Below are 17,593 nucleotides of genomic sequence, written 5' to 3'. Positions count from 1 at the left end.
TATTAATTCTTAATATTCAATGCGTACTTTAATAAATTTAATTAGTGTTGGATTAATTAAAAATTTAGTACATTTAAAATCTTAGAAATTTTCTATAGCAAAAAAGCAATCTCTAAATTGAAAACTTAGAGATTGCCTTTTTAAATTCGTTCGAGATATTTTCGTTTCGAACGCTTCATAAAAATGTGTATGTGATAAAAAAATTAATGTTGTTCTTTCGTCTCATGCTTTGAAGGTTTAATAATCAAATCAAATAATACGACAATGATTGTAAATACAATAGCACCAATAATAGGGGTGATTAAATTAAGTGAGCCCCCACCTGAAAGACTGTTAAGTACGAAATTTACCATTTGTAATAAGACAATAGACCAAAATAACACTACGAGGTATTTCATTATGTAATGCCTCCAATTTAATATATATACATTCATTATAAATAAGAAAGTAGTATTTGTATAGTAGTAACTTATAAAGTATAGATTTTAATTGTGCTAACATTTACGATAAATTATAATAAATAATGTGATTTTAATGAGTATACTAGGTGAAGTTCTTGTATTGGAAATATATATTATGTTAAATTAATACCTGGTATTAAAAAATTATTAAGAAGGTGTACAACCATGAACGTGGGTATTAAAGGTTTCGGTGCATATGCGCCTGAAAAAGTAGTAGAGAATGCCTATTTTGAATCATTTTTAGAAACTTCAGATGAATGGATTTCAAAAATGACAGGTATTAAAGAAAGAAGATGGGCTGATGAAGATGAAGAGACGTCTGATTTAGCTTATCAAGCAAGTGTTAAAGCTATCAATGATGCTGGTATAGAACCAACTGATATAGACATGATTATTGTTGCGACATCTACAGGAGATTTTCCGTTTCCAACTGTAGCTAATATATTACAAGATAGACTTGGAATCGGAAAAGTTGCTTCTATGGATCAGTTAGCTGCATGTAGTGGTTTCATGTATGCAATGATTAATGCTAAACAATTCGTACAATCAGGTGATTATAAAAATATTTTAGTTGTAGGCGCAGATAAATTATCTAAAATCACGGATTACACTGATCGTTCAACAGCTATATTATTTGGTGATGGTGCTGGTGCAGTAGTTATCGGTGAAGTATCTGAAGGCCGAGGCATTTTAAGTTATGAACTTGGATCAGACGGTTCTGGAGGAGAATATTTATATTTAAATCCAGAAAATGGTAAGATATTTATGAATGGACGAGAAGTGTTTAAATTTGCTGTTAGAATCATGGGTGAAGCTTCAAATAATGCAGTTGCAAAAGCAAATTTAGAACCAAATGATATCGATATGTTTGTACCACATCAAGCTAATATTAGAATTATGGAATCTGCAAGAGAAAGATTAGGTATACCAAAAGAAAAAATGAGCGTCTCAGTTGATAAATTTGGTAATACTTCTGCAGCTTCAATTCCTTTAAGTATCGCACAAGAATTAGAAAATGGTAAAATTAAAGATGATGATGTTTTAGTACTTGTAGGATTCGGTGGTGGTCTTACTTGGGGTGCTGTAACTATAAGATGGGGAAAATAGGAGGATAATTTATGAGCAAGGAACATCGCGTTGTAATTACTGGTATAGGTGTTTTATCTCCAATCGGTAATGATGCAAAAACTTCATGGAAAAATGCACTAAATGGTGTTAGTGGTATAGATGAAATAACACGTTTAGATACATCAGCATATAAAGTTCATTTAGCTGGTGAATTAAAAGATTTTGATATTGAAGATCATATAGATAAAAAAGAAGCGCGTCGTATGGATCGCTTCACACAGTATGCAGTAGTTGCTGCAAGAGAAGCGGTCAATGATGCCAAACTAGAAATTAATGAAAACACTGCCGATAGAATTGGTGTTTGGATTGGCTCTGGAATCGGAGGCATGGAAACATTTGAATTATCACATAGTCAATTGCTAGAGCGTGGTCCTAGACGTGTGAGTCCTTTCTTTGTACCGATGTTAATTCCAGATATGGCTACAGGCCAAGTATCTATAGATTTAGGTGCAAAAGGTCCTAATGGTGCTACTGTTACAGCATGTGCAACAGGTACAAACTCTATTGGAGAAGCTTTCAAGATTATCCAACGTGGTGACGCTGATGCTATGGTTACTGGAGGAACAGAAGCACCAATCACACATATGGCTATAGCTGGCTTTAGTGCAAGCCGTGCCTTAACAACGAATGAAGATAAGGAAACAGCTTGTCGACCATTCCAAGAAGGTCGTGATGGCTTTGTGATGGGTGAAGGTGCAGGTATTGTTGTACTTGAATCATTAGAATCAGCAAAAGCGCGTGGTGCAGAAATTTATGCTGAAGTAGTCGGTTATGGTTCAACAGGTGATGCTTATCATATTACTGCGCCAGCACCAGAGGGTGAAGGCGGCTCACGTGCAATGCAAGCTGCGATTGATGATGCTGGCATTGAGGCCAAAGATATACAGTATTTAAATGCGCATGGTACAAGTACGCCAGTAGGTGATTTAACTGAAATTCAAGCGATTAAAAATACATTTGGTGAAGCAGCTAAAAACTTAAAAATTAGCTCTACAAAATCAATGACTGGTCACTTATTAGGTGCAACTGGTGGCTTAGAGGCAATCTTTTCTGCCTTATCTATTAGAGATGGACGTATCGCACCAACCATCCATGCTGAATCTCCAGACCCAGAATGTGATTTAGATATCGTTCCTAATAAAGCTGAAGACTTAGATATTACTTATGCAATGAGTAATAGTCTAGGATTTGGTGGCCATAACGCCGTGCTAGTTTTGAAAAAATTTAACGACTAAAATAATATGTAATGTTAAAGGCTGAGACAATTCATTTGTCCAGCCTTATTTATTTTTGGCTAAATTTATGAAACAGATACGGAAATTTTATAAATAAGCTTTGGACTGTATAAAGCATTAAAAAGTAATAATACAAATAATTAATAGTAAAATACATAATTAATTTTGATGTTTTGTATATTTATGACGTACACCTAGTGTATAATGTGCTTTATATTTAGGTTGAAAGGAGGCAGTCAAGATGAAACGCTTTTCAACTTTATCAACAACTTTGAAAACACGAATGATTGCAGATTTTATCTTGATTATAGCAAGTCAAGCCATCATGCCTTTTATAGCACTTTATTTAACGAGCAAGGTGAATGCAGTTTTTGCAGGGACATTTTTAATTATAAATATTATAGTGAGTTTTATAGTGTCTTTCTTAGGTGGATATTTAGGCGATAATTATAATAGGAAGAAAACGGTGAATTATATCCATTTTTTATACGCAATTTGCCTAATTATTCTAAGTATTACGGTTACTATGGACGGTATTGGTTTAGTTATATTTTGTATTGCTATTTTTGTTTTTCAATTATTGTTTGCTGCAAGCGAACCTATATTTGAAGCGGCAATTATGGATGCTATATATGAAGATGTTAGAGAATATGTATACCAACTCAATTATTGGATGTTCAATATTGGTACAGCAATCGGTATGGCACTAGGTGCATTGTTATATTTGGGACATAAACATTTATTATTTATCCTCTTCTTTATCGCGATGTTAGTGAGTTGGTATTTATTTGAAAAGTATTATGATGTTAAACAAATCATTAACAAAAAGGGAGATGTTACGACTAAGTTTAAACATTTTTTTGATAGTTACCGAGATGTAGTTAAAGACAAGTATTATATGATGCTAAATTTAGGTTATATGATGGTCATTATGGCTGAATTAAGTTTAAATTCTTATGTAGTGGTAAGATTGAAAGATGCTTTTGAACCATTAACTATTTTTGGTTTTTATATAGATGGTGTCAGAATGTTCACAGTCATTATGATTATTAACACAGTAGTAGTTGCAACTTTAACTTTTACTGTTAACAGAATTGTTGCAACGACTTCAACTAGAATTGCATTTATGATTGGGATTGTTTTGTATACATTAGGATACAGTGTTTTGACATCTGCAACATCGTTTTGGATTTTATGTTTGTTTTCAATTGTAGCGACGATAGGAGAATTAATATATTCACCTATCCAAAATGCGCAACGATTCTTAATGATTCCTGAAGATAAACGTAGTACGTATAGCACATTTGCAATGGTTTCATTTTATGGTGGAAATATTTTAGCACGTTTTGGGCTTATTATTGGCGCATTTATATTGCCATGGATGATGTCAATTTATGTGGCAGTCATTGTTTTATTGGGATTTGTCTTATTATATTATGCACTTTTCTGCAATCCCAACATTGATAGTCGTAAACAAAAAAGGCTGGATTAGTTATTGTTATTAAATACAATTACTAATCCAGTCTTTCTATATAGCAAATGATATTAAAATAGAGATAATGACATAAATGAGGTTACAAAGAAAAGCAATTTTCACCCAAGATGAAACAATATAAATATCTTTTTTAGGTTGAGTAGGCTTAAAAAACGTATCATCTTCAAGCGAGCTTCTATGTTTCTTTCTCATCAATTGATATTTTAATCTTCTGAAACCAAAGCTTGTAGGATCTAAAATGCCTTCTTGTACAATCAAAATGATAAAAGAGAATATTGCTAAGAAGATAGAGACATAGAATATTATATTAATAAAGTTTATCCAAGTATGATTTGAAAATAACCATAGAATAAATGAAATGATAGGTGTAATAAGTAAAAATAATACAAAATGCTTTAAATATTTCATGTCGTTGCCCCCCCAAAAAGAATTAAATTAATTGTAACTTAAGTTAACTAAAAAATGAATAAAAATTACTATAAATTCGTTAACAACAGTATTTAATTAGAAGTTTAAAATTAATTAATTTTTAATTTCTTTAATAAAGTAAAGCAATAGAATATTGATTAAAATCTTAACTAAACGTATAATGTTATTAAATATTCTGAATATTGCGAAGGGAATGTTTAATTCGATTCAAAGGGGGATACGATATGCTTAAATATGTTTTAAAGCGACTGGGTTATATGTTTTTATCATTATTCATTATCATTACCATTACATTTTTCTTGATGAAACTTATGCCAGGTTCACCATTTAACGATGAAAAATTAAATGAAGAACAAAAGCAAATTCTAAATGAAAAATATGGTTTGAATGACCCAGTACCAGTTCAGTATGCGAGTTATTTAAAGAATGTTGTTACGGGGGACTTTGGTAACTCATTCCAATATGATAACCAGCCAGTTTGGGAATTAATCAAACCGAGACTTTTACCATCTTTAGAAATGGGTTTAACAGCGATGGTGATTGGTGTCATACTCGGTTTAATTTTAGGGGTTATTGCAGCAGTCCGGCAAAACACATGGGCTGACTATACAGCTACAGTAATTTCAGTTATAGCAGTATCGGTACCATCATTCGTATTAGCTGTTTTATTACAATATGTATTTTCAGTAAGGTTGCAATGGTTCCCAGTAGCAGGTTGGGAAGGTGTTTCAACAGCAGTGTTACCATCTTTAGCACTATCAGCAGCAGTTTTAGCGACGGTAGCAAGATACATAAGAGCAGAAATGATAGAAGTGTTGAGTTCAGATTATATTTTACTTGCACGTGCCAAAGGTAATTCAACAATGAGAGTATTATTTGGACATGCATTAAGAAATGCCTTGATTCCAGTAATTACAATTATTGTGCCAATGTTGGCGAGTATATTAACAGGTACTTTGACAATTGAGAATATTTTTGGTGTGCCAGGGTTAGGTGACCAATTCGTAAGATCGATTACCACGAATGATTTCCCAGTAATTATGGCAACAACCATTTTATTCAGTACACTATTTATAGTTTCTATTTTCCTTGTAGATATATTATATGGTGTTATTGATCCACGTATACGTGTACAAGGAGGTAAAAAATAATGGCTGATAATAAAAATGAAAATTTAAATCAAGATTATTCAAATGCAGTTATGTCACATACCTCAGAAGCGATACCAGCATCAGATTTTATTAGAAGTAACAATGACATTGAAAAAGAACCGGAAATACAAAGAGAGAGTAAAAACTTTTGGCAAGATGCATGGACACAATTAAAACGTAATAAATTAGCGGTAGTTGGTATGATAGGGTTAATTATTATCATTATTTTAGCGTTAATTGGACCATTATTTAGTGCGCATGACTATGCTGAACAAGATGTTGAAAGACGTAACTTACCAGCTAAAATACCTGTGCTAGATCAAATTTCATTTTTACCATTTGATGGTGAAGGTGCTCAAGGTAAAGACGCGTATAAAGAAGCTGGAGTGAAAGAAAATTTCTGGTTTGGTACAGACCAATTAGGTAGAGATTTATGGTCACGTACTTGGCAAGGTGCACAAGTATCATTATTTATTGGTGTTGTTGCAGCATTGCTCGATATTTTTATAGGGGTCATTTATGGCGCGATTTCAGGATTTTTTGGAGGTCGTATTGATAATGTGATGCAGCGTATTATTGAAATTGTTGCGTCTATACCAACATTGATTGTTGTTATTTTATTCGTGTTAATCTTTGAACCATCTATATGGACGATTATATTAGCGATGGCAATCACAGGCTGGATTGGAATGAGTCGTGTTGTCAGAGGGGAATTCTTAAAATTAAAAGGTCAAGAATTTGTATTAGCATCCAAAACATTAGGTGCATCTAAACTTAAATTAATATTTAAGCACATATTACCTAACACACTAGGAGTTATAGTTGTTACATCTATGTTTACAGTGCCGAATGCAATCTTCTTCGAAGCATTCCTAAGCTTTATTGGTATTGGAGTGCCAGCACCAAGAACATCACTTGGTTCACTTGTAAATGATGGTCGCGCAATGTTATTGATTCATCCACATGAATTATTTATTCCGGCTATTATTTTAAGTTTATTAATATTATTCTTCTATCTATTTAGTGATGGATTACGTGATGCATTTGATCCGAAAATGCGTAAATAAAAAGGGGGCAACATTTTATGTCAGAAAGAATATTAGAAGTGAACAATTTGCATGTTTCCTTTGATATTGACGCAGGGGAAGTGCAAGCAGTACGTGGCGTGGATTTCTTTCTAGATAAAGGAGAAACACTAGCAATTGTTGGTGAATCAGGTTCTGGGAAATCAGTGACAACTAAAGCTATTACGAAATTATTCCAAGGTGATACAGGGAGAATTAAAAAAGGTGTTATTAATTTCTTAGGTGAAGACTTAGCTAAAAAATCAGAAGAAGAATTGATTAAATTACGAGGTAAAGATATTTCTATGATATTTCAAGATCCAATGACTTCGCTAAATCCTACAATGAAAATAGGCAAGCAAGTCATGGAGCCATTAATGAAACATAGAAATTACAATAAAGTAAATGCGAAGAAAAGGGCATTGGAAATATTAAACCTTGTCGGTTTACCAAACGCTGAAAAACGTTTTAATGCCTATCCACATCAATTTTCAGGTGGACAAAGACAAAGGATAGTCATTGCGACAGCACTTGCATGCGAACCTAAAGTATTAATTGCAGATGAGCCAACAACTGCACTTGATGTAACGATGCAAGCACAAATATTAGAATTGATGAGAGAATTACAAAGCAAAATAAGTACTTCAATCGTTTTTATCACTCATGATTTAGGTGTTGTTGCTAATATAGCTGACAGAGTAGCTGTTATGTATGGTGGACAAATGGTTGAAACAGGAGACGTAGATGAAATATTTTATGACCCTAAACATCCATATACTTGGGGGCTATTATCATCGATGCCTGATTTAACGACTGGTTCAGAAACAGAATTATTAGCTATTCCAGGTACACCACCAGATTTATTACACCCGCCTAAAGGAGATGCGTTTGCTGAACGTAGTCAATATGCATTAGATGTGGATTTTAAAACACCGCCACCATGGTTCAAAATATCTGATACACATTTTGTGAAATCTTGGTTACTTGACGAGCGTGCACCTCATGTTGAACCACCAGAAATGGTACAAAAACGTTTACGTAAGATGCCTAATAATTACGATAAGCCGCAACAGGTAGAAAGGGTGGCGTTTGATGATGCAAAATAAAGACATACTTTTACAAGTGAAAAATGTTAAGCAATATTTTAATGAAGGTAAACGTAGTGAAGTACGTGCAATTGAAAATATTTCATTTGATATTTATAAAGGGGAAACATTTGGATTAGTTGGTGAATCTGGTTGTGGTAAATCTACTACTGGTAAAGCCATTATTAAACTTAATGATGTAACGAGTGGAGAAATTCTTTATGACGGTGTAGACATTCAAAAAATAAAAAACCGTAAAGATTCTTTGAAGTTTAATAAAAAGATGCAAATGATTTTCCAAGACCCATATGCTTCATTAAATCCAAGGTTGAAAGTCATGGATATAGTGGCAGAAGGGATTGATATTCATAAGCTTGCTAGTGGGACAAAAGATCGTAAAAGAAGAGTTTATGATTTATTAGAAACAGTAGGTCTTAGCAAAGAACATGCCAATCGTTATCCACATGAATTCTCAGGCGGTCAAAGACAACGTATCGGTATTGCACGTGCATTAGCAGTAGAACCAGAATTTATTATTGCAGATGAGCCAATATCAGCGTTAGATGTGTCAATACAAGCCCAGGTCGTTAATTTGTTATTAAAGCTGCAAAGAGAACACAATATTACATTTTTATTTATTGCCCATGACCTTTCAATGGTGAAATATATTTCAGACAGAATAGCAGTAATGCATTTTGGTAAAATTGTCGAATTAGGTTCTGCAGATGAAATATACAATCATCCGTTACATCCTTACACGAAATCATTGCTTTCAGCAGTACCACAACCGGATCCTGAAAGTGAACGTTCTCGAAAAAGAACAGTGTATAAAGAAGACACATCCAAAAATAATCAACGGTCATTAAATGAAATACAACCTGGCCATTTTGTATTTACTACGGATGAAGAAGCAGAAACATTAAAATCTCAAATGCAAGCACCATCAGTATAAGGGGAAGGGGGATTAATATGAAAAGGATTAAACTATTTATAGTTTTATTAGCTTTAACGGTGATCACAGCGGGATGTAGTAGTGCTGAAGGTATCTACTCGGATAAAGGGCAAGTGTTTAGGAAAGTGATACCACAAGATATTTCTTCTTTGGATACTGCCTTAGCCACTGATACTGTATCCTTTGATATATATAACCAAGTGTACGAAGGTTTATATACATTAGATAAAAACGATAAAGCTCAACCAGGTGTTGCTAAAGAGATGCCAGAGAAAAGTAATGGTGGAAAGACATTGACTATTAAACTGCGTAAAGATGCTAAGTGGTCAAACGGTGATCCTGTTACAGCTCATGATTTTGAATATGCTTGGAAAAGAGTTGTTAATCCAGAAACAGCTGCTGAATATGCTTACATAATGTATGATATTAAAAATGCTGAAGACATTAATATGGGGAAAAAAGATGTTGATAAATTAGGGGTTACAGCTTTAAATGATCATACATTGAAAGTTGAATTAACAAAACCAATTCCATATATTAATGAAATGTTCGCCTTTGGAGCATTTATGCCACAAAATGAAAAAGTTGTGAAAAAGAATGGCGAGCAATATGCTACAACTGCAGATAAAACAGTCTTTAATGGACCGTTTAAAGTTCAAGATTGGAAAGTTGAAGATAAAATTCAGTTAGTTAAAAATGAAGATTATTGGGACAAAGAAAAAGTTCAATTAGATCGTGTAAATTATAAAGTGTTAAAAGATCAACAAGCAGGTGCATCACTTTATGACACTGGTTCTGTAGATGATACGACCATTACCGCCGATCAAGTAGATAAATATCAAGATAATCCAGGATTGAAAAAACGTTTATTGGCTAGTACGTTTTATATTAAAATGAATCAAGACAACGTACCAGAATTTAAAAATAAAGATTTGAGGTTAGCCATTGCACAATCTATCAATAAAGAGGGGTATGTGAATTCAGTAAAAAATAATGGTTCAGAAGCGACAGATGGATTTACTGCTAAATTAACGGCAGAAACACCAGATGGTAAAGACTTTGCTGACTCCATAGATTCACCACTGACTTATAATCCTAAAGCGGCCAAACAACATTTAGAAAAAGCAAAAAAAGATTTAGGTATTAAAAATTTAACATTTACGATGAATACTGAAGATACACCAGATGCAAAGATTTCTGCTGAATATATTAAAGCACAAGTAGAAAGTACCTTGCCAGGTGTTACTTTGAAGATTAAACAATTACCATTTAAACAACGTTTAAATCAAGAGTCTTCTGAAACGTTTGAAGCATCGTTATCAGGTTGGGGGCCGGATTATCCAGACCCATTGTCATTCTTAAATATTATGACTACAGGTAATTCGCAAAATAATACTGCATGGAGCAGCAAAAAATATGATCAACTTATTAAAGATGCAAATGGTAAATTATTGAAAAAACCTGAAGAACGTAATGCAGCAATGAAAGAAGCGGAAGAATTATTACTCAATGATGCGCCAGTAGCACCTGTTTATCAAAAAGGTGAAGCACACTTAACTAATCCTCAAGTTAAAGGGTTAATTTATCACCAAATCGGTGGCGATACATCGTTAAAAGAAGTAAGCATTGATAAATCAATTGACCGTGAAACAGGCAAAAAGAAATAAAAAGAACCCTGAGTACCATTTATTGAATTAATGAAAAAAGCGTCAATTTCTATATCATGTTATAGAAATTGACGTTTTCTTTGATAATGAGGACTTTTGTACTTATTGCACTATTATTTTCCTTCAGTAGAATTGACATTTAACGATATTGTAATTTGCTAAAATCAATAAGGCATTTGAGTGAAAATTACAGGAATAAATCATTAGCAGATTAATTTAAACATCATAAAAGTTTAAAAAATACTAATCCATATCAAATGGATTAGTATTTTTAACATGAGATTTATGCCAATCTCCACTATGATTTTATAGATTATCTTTTTCGACCTAAGCCCATCGCTTTTTCCATTTTTTTCAATGTTTTAAATGAAGCTTTTTGAGCTTTATCTCTACCGTTATCTAAAATTGTATCTAATTCATCAGAGTTGAAATAGTATTCATATTTTTCTTGGAACTGAATTAAAAATTCTTTCACAATTTCAGCTAAATCTGATTTAAATTCACCATAGTTAGAATCTTTATATTGTGTTTGGAGTTCATCAATTGTTTTATCAGTTAAACTTGAATAGATAGATAATAAGTTTGAAATGCCAGGTTTGTTATCACGGTCAAATTTAATAATGCCATCTGAATCCGTTACTGCACTTCTTATTTTTTTTGCACCCACATTTGGTTCATCTAATAACGAGATATAATTTTTTTGGTTGTCGTCACTTTTACTCATTTTTTTCGTTGGATCCTGTAAACTCATAACACGACCACCAACTTTTGGCATGCGTATTTCTGGTTTTACAAGAACATCATTGTAACGTGAATTGAATCGATCTACTAAATTTCTAGTTAATTCAATATGTTGTTTTTGATCGTCTCCAACAGGAACAATATTTGTGTTATAAATGACAATATCTGCTGCCATTAATGGCGGATATGTAAGTAAACCAGCAGGTATGCCTTCAGTTTGTTTTACTGCTTTATCTTTAAATTGTGTCATGCGTTCTAATTCACCAATCGATGAAATAGTTGTTAACATCCAGCTCGCTTGCACGTGTGCCGGCACCTCAGACTGTATAAATAATGTTGATTTTTCTGGGTCAATGCCTGAAGCTAAATAAATTGCTGCTAGCTGTCTTGTTTGTTTACGTAGTTTTAATCGGTCTTGTGGAATTGTAATCGCATGTTGATCCACGATGCAGAAGAAGCAATCATAATCATCTTGGACTTCCCCAAATTGCTTCAACGCACCAATATAGTTACCAAGCGTTGGAATACCGCTAGGTTGGATACCAGAAAATAAAGTTTCCATTTTTTGATGCCTACCTTTATAATAATTTAATTTATATACTTTAGTAATAGTATAACAGTATTTCAATCATTTGTAAGTTATGTTAAACTGTATACATATCAATATTTCTAACTAAGTTGATTGGGAATTAAGCTTATTTGAAATTTTTTAAAAAAATTAGAGAATTCTCATTTAATTTTAATGTTGATAGGGTATACTTTAATTGTAAGGTTAAGAGAGATAAAAATTACTTTAAAATTTCTTAATCATATAAAATTGAAATCTAATGAATTTATATTCATGAAAAATAGGAGAGTGAGATGTATGGTAACATTATTTACTTCACCAAGTTGCACATCTTGCCGTAAAGCGAAAGCATGGTTACAAGAACATGACATTCCGTATACGGAGCGTAACATTTTTTCAGAACACTTAACAATTGATGAAATCAAACAAATTTTAAAAATGACTGAAGATGGAACAGACGAAATCATATCTACTCGTTCTAAAACTTATCAAAAATTAAATGTAGATATTGATGCATTACCACTTCAAGACTTATATTCAATTATCCAAGATAACCCAGGTTTATTAAGACGTCCAATTATCTTAGATGATAAACGTTTACAAGTTGGTTATAATGAAGACGAAATTAGACGTTTTTTACCTAGAAAAGTACGTACGTTCCAATTGCAAGAAGCGCAACGTATGGTTGATTAATTAATGTATAGATAGAGCGATTGAGCCATAAAGTAACGTTATTGTGATGTTGCTTTGTAGTTTTGTTGTATTTACCGTAACAGATAAATATATACGTACGTCAAACAAATCGGTTATTCAATTGTGAATGATTATTGACTGAATTCAAACAGCACTCTTATAGAAAGTGCTGTTTTTTGGCCTTTTATAAGGGTATATGTTATTATAAGAGACCAAATAGAAAATAGTAAAAATTAATCAAACAAATTAATTGTAATTCTTACTACGTTCTAATACAATAATGATTACTATTCATCGACTGTAAGGAGTGAGATGATATGAGAATAGAGCGAGTTGACGACACTACCGTTAAACTATTTATAACATATAGTGATATAGAAGCAAGAGGCTTTAAACGTGAAGATTTATGGACTAATCGCAAACGTGGAGAAGAATTCTTTTGGAACATGATGGAAGAAATCAATGAAGAAGAAGATTTTGTTGTAGAAGGTCCTTTATGGATTCAAGTACATGCTTTTGAAAAAGGTGTTGAAGTAACGATTTCTAAATCTAAAAACGAAGATCTTATCAATATGTCTGATGAAGACAATGATCAATTAGATCATCAAGTTAATGATTTATTATCACAAACATTTGAGCAAGATGATAGTTTAGAGGATTTATTTGAACAACGTCAACAACAAAAAGAAACGCAACAAGATCAAGAACGCAACAAACGTAAACCACAGAATACGCGTACTGTTATAGTTAGATTTAATGACTTAGAAGAAGTAATTGATTATGCTTACCATAATAATCAAAGCGCAGATGAGTTTGAAGATTTATTATATAGTCTTAATAATGTATATTACTACGCTGTTCACTTTGATGACACAGTTGGACAAGAAACAATTAACGATAGTTACAGTCAGTTACTTGAGTTCGCATATCCTACTGATAAATCAGAAGTATATTTAAACGATTACGCAAAAATTATTATGAGTCATAACGTCGCTTCACAAGTACGTCGTTATTTTCCTGATACAACTGAATAATGATGATTAGAAACTAATATAAATTATTATCAATACTGGTTATGATTTAATTAGTAATATTATTTAGATACTGAGCCATAAGTTAATTGTTAACTTATGGCTTTTTGTATTAATAATGTTTTTTCTTAAATAAAGTTATAGTAATTTGATGACTTTCTGCGTGTAATTATATGAGGTGACGAAATGTTATACGCAAACAATGATCAAAATCAGACCGTCTGGGCAAAAAATGCAATAAAAAGTGAAAACTACCGTTGCCCATTTTGTAAAGGCAAAGTGGTATTAAAAAAGGGGGCATACTATACACCTCATTTTGCGCATGTTCGTAATGATCTTTTGTATTGCCATAAAAATGAATCGCAAGCACATTCTGAGTTGAAATACCGCATTGCTCAACAGCTAAAAGATTTAAATCATAAAGTTAGCATTGAACCATATGTACCACAAAGTTACCAATATCCTGATTTAATCATTGATGATGAAATTGCATTCGAAATACAATTTTCAAAAGTAACATTAGCGTGTATTTCAAGGCGCAGTAGAGCTTTACAAAATGCGGGTTATAAAGTTTATTGGATAATAAAGAATGTAAAATATAATAAAAATAATGGCGTTGTATACTTATCAAAATACGAAAGAAATTTCATTGATATTTACAATAGATTGTTATTATCATGGGATACAACACATGAAATGCTTTTTGGTTATAAAATGATTAATTTTATAGGTGGACAACAATTTATTGCAAAAGGTTTGATATACCATTAGGACATTTAGTTAATCAAATTCAGTCAAAGCATGGTTATCATGTTGCAACACAAACGTTAAAACTATCAAAACGTGCTATAAGGCGTTATTTAAGTTTATGCCGTAAAGCACATTCAGTTTTAGAGCCAAGTTTAAGTGTGATGTATAATTTAAAGTTAACTGATGAGTGGGTAGGTGAGTACCTAGGAATTATTTATCCAGAACAAATGTATATTAAATCGCATCCTGTGTATTGGCAATTACAACTTATATATATGTGGCAAATGAATACTTTTAATATGACACAATTTAAACAACTGCTAGAATTAAACCAATTTTATAATATTGAAATAGATAAAGCACAAATATGTTATAGCATTGTTCAAAAATTCAAACAATTCTATTATAATCATGGGTGTTATAGCGTGCAAAAATGACTATGACGTGAGAAAATTATACTAATAGACTTTATAGGAGGTTTACTAGATATTATGACACAACAATTAACAAGGGAAGAACAAGAACGTCAATATCCAGAATATACTTGGGATTTATCTACCATCTTTGAATCTGATAATGCTTTTGAAGCTGCATTTAAAGATGTTGAAAATAATATAGGTGAAGAACAACAATATGTCGGTCATTTAGCTGATAGCTCAACGACACTATATAATGCATTAGCATTAGAAGATGAATTAGGTTCCAAGTTAGAAAAAGTATATGTGTATGCCCATTTAAAACAAGATCAAGATACGGCGAATGATAAATACACAGGTTATGAATCCAGAGCGCATCAATTAATTATAAAATTCAGCTCAGCATGGAGTTTTTTAGTACCTGAAATTCTACAAATAGATGAAGCAACGATTCAAAGATTTATTGATGAAAATGATGATTTGAAACGTTATAAATTTGATTTAAAATTAATTAATGAAAAGAGACCACACGTATTAAGTGCTGATAAAGAAAGATTATTGACAGAGGCGCAAGATGCATTGTCTACACCTGACAACGTGTATGGCATGTTTAGCAATGCAGACTTAGAATTTGAAGATGCAATAGATAGTGAAGGTCAAAAACACGCATTAACACAAGGGACATTTATCAAGTGTCTGGAATCAGATGATCGCGTATTACGACAATCTGCATATGAAAATTTATATAAGGCATATGGTGCTTATAACAATACACTAAGTGCGACACTGGCTGGAGAAGTTAAGAAAAACGTCTTTAATGCTAGAACACATAATTATAAAACGGCAAGAGAATCTGCTTTGAATAATAACCACATTCCAGAAGCTGTTTATGATAATTTAGTGAAAACAGTTCATAAATACTTACCTTTACTGCATCGCTATACTAAATTGCGCAAAGAACTATTGGGCTTAGATGACATGAAAATGTATGATGTTTACACACCACTTGTTAAAGATATTAAATTTGAAATGCCGTACGAAGAGGCTAAAGATTGGATGTTGAAAGCATTACAACCAATGGGTGAAGAATATATGAAAGTTGTAGAAGAAGGTTTGAATCATCGATGGGTGGATGTCTTTGAAAATAAAGGTAAACGTTCTGGAGGATACTCTTCAGGTGCTCACTTAACAAATCCGTTTATATTATTGAATTGGTCAAATACAGTTTCTGATTTATATACTTTAGTACATGAATTTGGTCATTCAGTGCATAGCTACTTTAGCCGTCAAAATCAACCATCTAATTTAAGTGATTACACTATTTTCGTTGCAGAAGTCGCATCAACTTGTAACGAAGCATTATTAAGTGACTATATGGATAAACATTTAGATGACAAACGCAGATTATTACTATTAAACCAAGAACTTGAACGCTTCCGTGCAACGCTATTTAGACAAACAATGTTTGCAGAGTTTGAACATAAAATTCATCAAATAGAAGAAGCTGGAGAACCATTAACTGCTAACCGTATGAATGAAGAATATGCAGATCTCAACAGAAAATATTTTGGAGATTCTGTTGAAACAGATGAAAATATTAGTAAAGAATGGTCTAGAATACCACACTTTTATATGAATTATTATGTGTATCAATATGCAACCGGATACAGTGCAGCTCAAAGTTTAAGTCATCAAATTTTAACAGAAGGTAAACCGGCTGTTGAGCGATATATTAAAGAATTCTTGAAAAAAGGTAGTTCAAATTATCCAATTGAAATCTTGAAAAATGCTGGTGTAGATATGACAACGCCTGAACCAATTGAACAAGCTTGCCAAGTATTTGAACAAAAATTAGACGCTTTTGAAAAGTTAATGAAAGCTTAGTATGAATGTATTCGTTTACAATATGACAAGTTTGTGACAAAGGGTATTTATTTAATTTTAATGGTTGAAAGGTATATAACAGCGTGTTATATTATATATATGAAATTAATCACATAACAAACATACCCCTTTGTTTGAAGTGAAAAATTTCTCCCATCCCCTTTGTTTAGCGCCGTGTAATCAGACACGGCGTTTTTTTTATATCCATTTTTAAATAACTAAGTGATGTATAAGAAATTGAATAACTATTCAGATATTTCGACATATATTTTTCTTTGAATTTTATATAAAGTACTAATGTATATTGATAATAATGATTAACAATTAGTAAATAAGTAAAAGTTGGAGAGATTCATTTTATAAAAAGTAATTGAAATATAGTAACTAAGAGCAATAAAAAAATGCCAACTTCTTTAGTAATATAATATAGAAGTTGGCATTTTCTTTATTTTTACGAAATTTTGTAATTCGTATTTCAATGATATAAAGGTAAATTGCAAATGTTGATTTGAATTTTACTAGCACGTGGTTCGGATCTTTCATATTATATGACGATTTGAAAACGCTTTAGGGATTTAATTTATATAATTGTATCTTTGTTTCTTTTTTACCGTATTTAGTTAAGCGCGGTATAGGTACTTTTTGAGCTAAAACACATCATTTATAGTAGATTTGTAACGTGTTGATCGATGAAAAACTGAGGTGAGTGTGAAGTTATAGACTTAAATCATATTCTGTTTGAGTCAGTATTATGCTAATAGATAACTTAAAAAAGGGATAATTCATTTTGTTATGATATGCTCCCTTCAAAGTAGACACTTAAAAATGTAAACTTTGAAGGGA

At 32.1% G+C, this 17,593-nt stretch carries 15 protein-coding genes; 12 read left to right on the top strand and 3 right to left on the bottom strand.

The window, feature by feature from the left end; all coding sequences use genetic code 11:
• Positions 1-203 precede the first annotated feature (203 nt).
• Positions 204-398 (bottom strand): YjzD family protein, encoded by a 195-nt coding sequence (locus tag CD032_RS06130; protein WP_103211268.1) that lies wholly within the window; start codon positions 396-398, stop codon positions 204-206.
• Positions 399-626: 228 nt separating this feature from the next.
• On the opposite strand from CD032_RS06130, the gene CD032_RS06125 reads away from it, so the two are divergent.
• The 3 genes from CD032_RS06125 to CD032_RS06115 all read left to right on the top strand — a co-directional run bounded on the left by CD032_RS06125 (position 627) and on the right by CD032_RS06115 (position 4,316).
• Positions 627-1,568, top strand: coding sequence for a beta-ketoacyl-ACP synthase III (locus CD032_RS06125; RefSeq protein WP_040030149.1), 942 nt, complete (start codon positions 627-629; stop codon positions 1,566-1,568).
• 11 nt (positions 1,569-1,579) lie between these two features.
• The gene (gene fabF / locus CD032_RS06120) at positions 1,580-2,824 is read left to right on the top strand and encodes a beta-ketoacyl-ACP synthase II (RefSeq protein WP_040030148.1); all 1,245 of its coding nucleotides are present in this window, start codon (positions 1,580-1,582) and stop codon (positions 2,822-2,824) included.
• 241 nt (positions 2,825-3,065) lie between these two features.
• Complete coding sequence (locus CD032_RS06115) at positions 3,066-4,316, top strand: MFS transporter (protein WP_103211267.1); 1,251 nt, start codon at positions 3,066-3,068, stop codon at positions 4,314-4,316.
• Positions 4,317-4,352: 36 nt separating this feature from the next.
• On the opposite strand, the gene CD032_RS06110 is transcribed toward CD032_RS06115, so the two are convergent.
• A complete protein-coding gene (locus CD032_RS06110) occupies positions 4,353-4,727 on the bottom strand; it encodes a DUF3899 domain-containing protein (protein ID WP_019469055.1) in 375 nt (124 codons plus the stop codon).
• A 245-nt stretch (positions 4,728-4,972) separates the two neighbouring features.
• Between CD032_RS06110 and opp3b the strand changes: the two genes are divergently transcribed.
• Genes opp3b through CD032_RS06085 form a run of 5 tightly spaced genes read left to right on the top strand, consistent with a single transcriptional unit; the run spans position 4,973 to position 10,667 of the window.
• Positions 4,973-5,899, top strand: coding sequence for an oligopeptide ABC transporter permease (opp3b, locus tag CD032_RS06105; protein WP_019469056.1), 927 nt, complete (start codon positions 4,973-4,975; stop codon positions 5,897-5,899).
• A complete protein-coding gene (opp3C, locus tag CD032_RS06100) occupies positions 5,899-6,966 on the top strand; it encodes an oligopeptide ABC transporter permease (protein ID WP_019469057.1) in 1,068 nt (355 codons plus the stop codon). The genes opp3b and opp3C overlap by 1 nt, the downstream gene beginning before the upstream one ends.
• A 17-nt stretch (positions 6,967-6,983) precedes the next feature.
• Positions 6,984-8,069 (top strand): ABC transporter ATP-binding protein, encoded by a 1,086-nt coding sequence (locus CD032_RS06095; protein ID WP_040030147.1) that lies wholly within the window; start codon positions 6,984-6,986, stop codon positions 8,067-8,069.
• Positions 8,059-9,000 carry an ABC transporter ATP-binding protein gene (locus CD032_RS06090; RefSeq protein ID WP_162496140.1) on the top strand — a complete coding sequence of 314 codons (942 nt, stop codon included), beginning with the start codon at positions 8,059-8,061 and terminating at the stop codon, positions 8,998-9,000. The genes CD032_RS06095 and CD032_RS06090 overlap by 11 nt, the downstream gene beginning before the upstream one ends.
• 17 nt (positions 9,001-9,017) lie before the next feature.
• Positions 9,018-10,667 (top strand): peptide ABC transporter substrate-binding protein, encoded by a 1,650-nt coding sequence (locus tag CD032_RS06085; protein WP_040030145.1) that lies wholly within the window; start codon positions 9,018-9,020, stop codon positions 10,665-10,667.
• A gap of 313 nt (positions 10,668-10,980) precedes the next feature.
• Here the strand turns inward: CD032_RS06085 and trpS are convergent, their stop codons facing one another.
• Entirely contained in the window at positions 10,981-11,970 is a 990-nt protein-coding gene (trpS, locus tag CD032_RS06080) for a tryptophan--tRNA ligase (protein ID WP_019469061.1), read from the bottom strand.
• 303 nt (positions 11,971-12,273) lie between these two features.
• On the opposite strand from trpS, the gene spxA reads away from it, so the two are divergent.
• From spxA to pepF, 4 genes are all read left to right on the top strand, one after another.
• On the top strand, positions 12,274-12,669 hold the full coding sequence (gene spxA, locus CD032_RS06075) for a transcriptional regulator SpxA (protein WP_040030144.1): 396 nt from the start codon (positions 12,274-12,276) through the stop codon (positions 12,667-12,669).
• A 317-nt stretch (positions 12,670-12,986) separates the two neighbouring features.
• On the top strand, positions 12,987-13,703 hold the full coding sequence (gene mecA, locus CD032_RS06070) for an adaptor protein MecA (RefSeq protein WP_019469063.1): 717 nt from the start codon (positions 12,987-12,989) through the stop codon (positions 13,701-13,703).
• A 183-nt stretch (positions 13,704-13,886) separates the two neighbouring features.
• Positions 13,887-14,471 (top strand): competence protein CoiA, encoded by a 585-nt coding sequence (locus tag CD032_RS06065; RefSeq protein ID WP_019469064.1) that lies wholly within the window; start codon positions 13,887-13,889, stop codon positions 14,469-14,471.
• A gap of 470 nt (positions 14,472-14,941) precedes the next feature.
• Complete coding sequence (pepF, locus tag CD032_RS06055; protein WP_103211266.1) at positions 14,942-16,750, top strand: oligoendopeptidase F; 1,809 nt, start codon at positions 14,942-14,944, stop codon at positions 16,748-16,750.
• Positions 16,751-17,593: the final 843 nt, after the last annotated feature.

The organism is Staphylococcus cohnii subsp. cohnii (genome assembly GCF_002902365.1).
GTDB classification, from domain to species: Bacteria; Bacillota; Bacilli; order Staphylococcales; family Staphylococcaceae; genus Staphylococcus; species Staphylococcus cohnii.
This window is presented reverse-complemented; position numbering and strand designations above follow the sequence as displayed.